The organism is Phyllobacterium sp. P5_D12, from assembly GCF_054049495.1.
Genome location: NZ_JBFUMG010000475.1, coordinates 1 through 3,480 on the forward strand (window position 1 = coordinate 1; position 3,480 = coordinate 3,480).

Annotated in this window: 3 protein-coding genes; 2 read left to right on the forward strand and 1 reads right to left on the reverse strand. The window is 59.0% G+C overall.

The window, feature by feature from the left end:
- Positions 1 to 504 (reverse strand): cation:proton antiporter domain-containing protein (locus tag ACXJ5O_RS22050; RefSeq protein ID WP_457301759.1); only part of this gene is annotated, 504 nt, incomplete at its 3' end.
- A 99-nt stretch (positions 505 to 603) separates the two neighbouring features.
- Between ACXJ5O_RS22050 and ACXJ5O_RS22055 the strand changes: the two genes are divergently transcribed.
- Positions 604 to 1,845, forward strand: a complete 1,242-nt coding sequence (locus tag ACXJ5O_RS22055) for a flavin monoamine oxidase family protein (protein ID WP_457301760.1) — start codon at positions 604 to 606, stop codon at positions 1,843 to 1,845.
- 414 nt (positions 1,846 to 2,259) lie between these two features.
- On the forward strand, positions 2,260 to 3,480 hold a 1,221-nt coding region (locus ACXJ5O_RS22060), incomplete at its 3' end, for an MFS transporter (protein ID WP_457301761.1).

The following is a 3,480-nucleotide window of genomic DNA, read 5'->3' on the forward strand; positions in this document are numbered from 1 at the left end:
GGCATGAACAGTCAGCGCGGCACTGAACAGCAGCAGTGCGGTAGCATCGTTAAACAGGCTTTCACCTTTCAGCAGCGCATCCACACGACGGTCGATCGGTAAATTGGACAGGACCGCTGTGGCTGCAGCCGCATCGGGCGGCGCGACTATAGCGCCCAGCGTGATTGCCGCCGCGATCGGTAGACCGACCGTGAGTGCGCTGATCGAGACGACAACGCCCGTCGTAACCAGTACCGCTACGACGGCATAGACGAACAAAGGCAGCAGCATACGTCGGGCCGCGGTCAACGGGAAATCATAGGCCGAGTCGATCAGTACGGGAGCAATGAACAATGCAAGCGCCGTGGGCGGGTCAATCGGGATGCTTGGCGCCCCCGGCAACATCGCCACGGCCACGCCCGCGGCGGCAAGGATACCCGGATAAGGCAGGTGCAAACGTCGTGTCACCTGCAACAGCAAGATGGCGACGGCCATGAGGGCAACGAGGGTCTCGAAGAATGTCATAATCGTATAGTAGCAACATTCTGCGCGCGTTGAAGCCGTAACAATTCCCCTGTAAAACTCATGCCGGCAGGCGTTGGAAATGCCGACGCGGAGGCAACTATGGATTACGATGTTGCGATTGTCGGCGCCGGCGCTGCGGGTATTGCGACAGCACGCCGGCTGGCGGCAGCTCGCCGTTCAGTGATTTTAATCGAGGCCAGTGACCGTCCGGGCGGCCGTGCCTGGACACTCGAACTGGCAGGAATGCCACTGGATATGGGTTGCGGCTGGCTGCATTCAGCCGAGCGCAACCCGCTCGTGGCCGTCGGGCGAGCAACCGGATTCACGATCGCAGAGGGACGGACGGCGTGGCAAAGGCAGTGGCGCAATCTTGGCTTCACGCCAGAAGATCAGGTTGCAGCATCGGTGGCGTGGAATGCGCTGGAAAAGCGGATGCGAGACAATCCGGCTGCAAGTGATCGCGCGTCGGATTCGTTGCCGTTGAACGGCGAATGGAACGCTTATTGCCAGTCAGTTAGCGGCTACATGAACGGCGCTCCGTTGGACCGCTTGTCGATCGCTGACTTCCTGGCTTATGACGATGCATCGACCGACAGCAATTGGCGAGTGCGCGAAGGCTATGGCAATCTTGTCGCGGCGAACCTTCCGGACGTGCCGCTGAGGTTGTCGTGTCCTGTGCGCCGCGTTGCATTAAATGATCACGGCGTGCGGTTGGAGACAGATCGCGGTACCATAGACGCCCTCACCGCAGTGATCACTGTGTCAACGAACGTACTTGCCAGCGGCGCGATCGCATTTGATGCAGCCGCCGATGAGCATCTCCACGCCGCTAGCAATCTGCCGCTTGGCCTTGCCGACAAGCTTTTCTTCGAACTGCACGGCAACCACGGACTTGAGTCCGAAACGCACCTGCTGGGGAATCCTCGCAGCAGCGATACCGGCAGCTATTACATTCGACCCTTTGGCCGATCGTTGATCGAGGGGTTCTTCGGTGGGACGGGTGCTGTCACAATCGAGCGAGCAGGATTGCTGGATGCGTTTGCCTTTGCAAGGGATGAGTTATCATCCCTCCTCGGTAACAACGTTCACAGCCATCTTCGCCCCATCGCCGCCTCTTCCTGGTGTCGTACCGACTGGATACGCGGCTCGTACAGTCACGCATTGCCAGGATACGCCAGCGCGCGCAAAACCTTGGCCCGGCCCATTGGCGACCGGCTGTTCTTTGCCGGAGAAGCAACACACGCTTTCAACTTCTCAACTGCCCATGGCGCATGGGAAAGTGGAATACGTGCCGCCGAGGAGCTACTGCCCCTGCTAGCTTCAACTGGAAGCGGGCAATGAGCACTGTCGTCGCCATTGCGGCCCTCGGAACCAAGTGCATTGCCGGCAGTACGGAGCGCCGCGTCGATGGCTTGAGGTCGGCTTCGACTCGATTAGAATAAAGATCAACGAGAGCATGTGCCGCAACGTCATCCCTATCGAGCAACGCCCCCAGAATAACGATCGGCGGCTTGCTCAAGCAGGCGATCTCATTGATTGAGGCGAATGTATATGAAGGCGCTGAGCGATGCGTTGTATAGAGTCGAAGACCGCTACTAGAAGAAGATTCGACTCTAACGGACGAAATGAGCAGAGCCCTTCGCGCCGATAATAACCTACTCGCGAACCTTGCATGGTTGCGGATTGGGATACATTGCGAATAGTGTCTTTTTCCAACGATGCGATTGCCGAACTTTCGAAAACAGGAAGTGCCCGTTGAAAGGAATAGGCTTCAACGAGTTCAGGACCGGATGGCGGCTGGTGGTGGCCGGCCTGCTTGGAACGGCCTTGGGCATGCCCGCCATTCCGTTCTACACGATCGGCGTCCTTGCGCCGATCTTCGCGGAAGAATTCGGCTGGTCCTTCGCGATGATTTTTGGCGGTCTGTCGTTGTTGGCCGGTGCAATTCTGATCGTCGGTCCATTTTTCGCAACGTTGATCGACAGGTTTGGTGCGCGCCTGGTGGCGTCGATCTCCCTGCCGGGCCTAGGCCTGAGCTATATGACGCTCGCGGCATCGAACGGCTCTATCGAACAATACTATCTGTCGTGGCTGGCTATCGCGATCTTCGGGTTGGGAGCGACCCCCGTCGTCTTCACGCGGGTGATCAATAATGCGTTCGAAGAACGCCGAGGTCTTGCCCTGGGCATCGTGCTATCTGGCGCGGGCCTGTTCGCCTCCGTGGTGAAACCGCTGGCTCAAGTGTTGATCGAAACTGGTGGTTGGCGTGTCGCGATCTTGGTGGTTGGGGCAATGCCCATATTGATCGCGTGCCCAGTGGTTCTCTGGGGCTTTGCCAGGTTGCCAAGTAGGAATGCCAGCGCGGAGCCGGCGATGAGCAAGGCGTCGGAAGGCATGACCGCTCGTGAGGCTTTCCACTCCCGCTATTTTTGGCTCCTGGCCATCGTCTTCGTGCCGATGTCGCTCGCAATCGCCGCGCCACTGCCCAACATCGAGAACATACTTCGCTCGCTGAGCCTGTCCCCCAGCGAAGTCGTTCAACTCGCCTCGCTCGTTGGAATAGCGGCCGTGGCCGGCCGACTGCTTGGCGGCATTCTGGTCGATCGCTTCTGGGCGCCTGCAGTCGGTACGGTCATATTGACGTTGGGCGCGGTCTCCTGCCTCATCCTTTCGCTGGGCCATGTGAGCTTTCCCATGGCCTGCATTGCTATCTTGTTGCTTGGCCTCACTTCTGGAGTGGAATTCGACCTGATGGCCTATCTGGTCGCCCGCTATCTCGGGATGCGCAGCTATGCCACGACCTACGCCACGTTGTACGGCATCTTCGTAGTCGGTGCTTTTGTAGGTCCGAGCCTGTTCGGTTACGCGTTCGACACCACAGGCAGCTATTCGGGAATACTCGAAGCCTGTGCGCTGCTGCTCGCGGCTGGCGCGGCAACGATTCTTCTCCTGGGGCCTTATCCGACCCGAAAGACC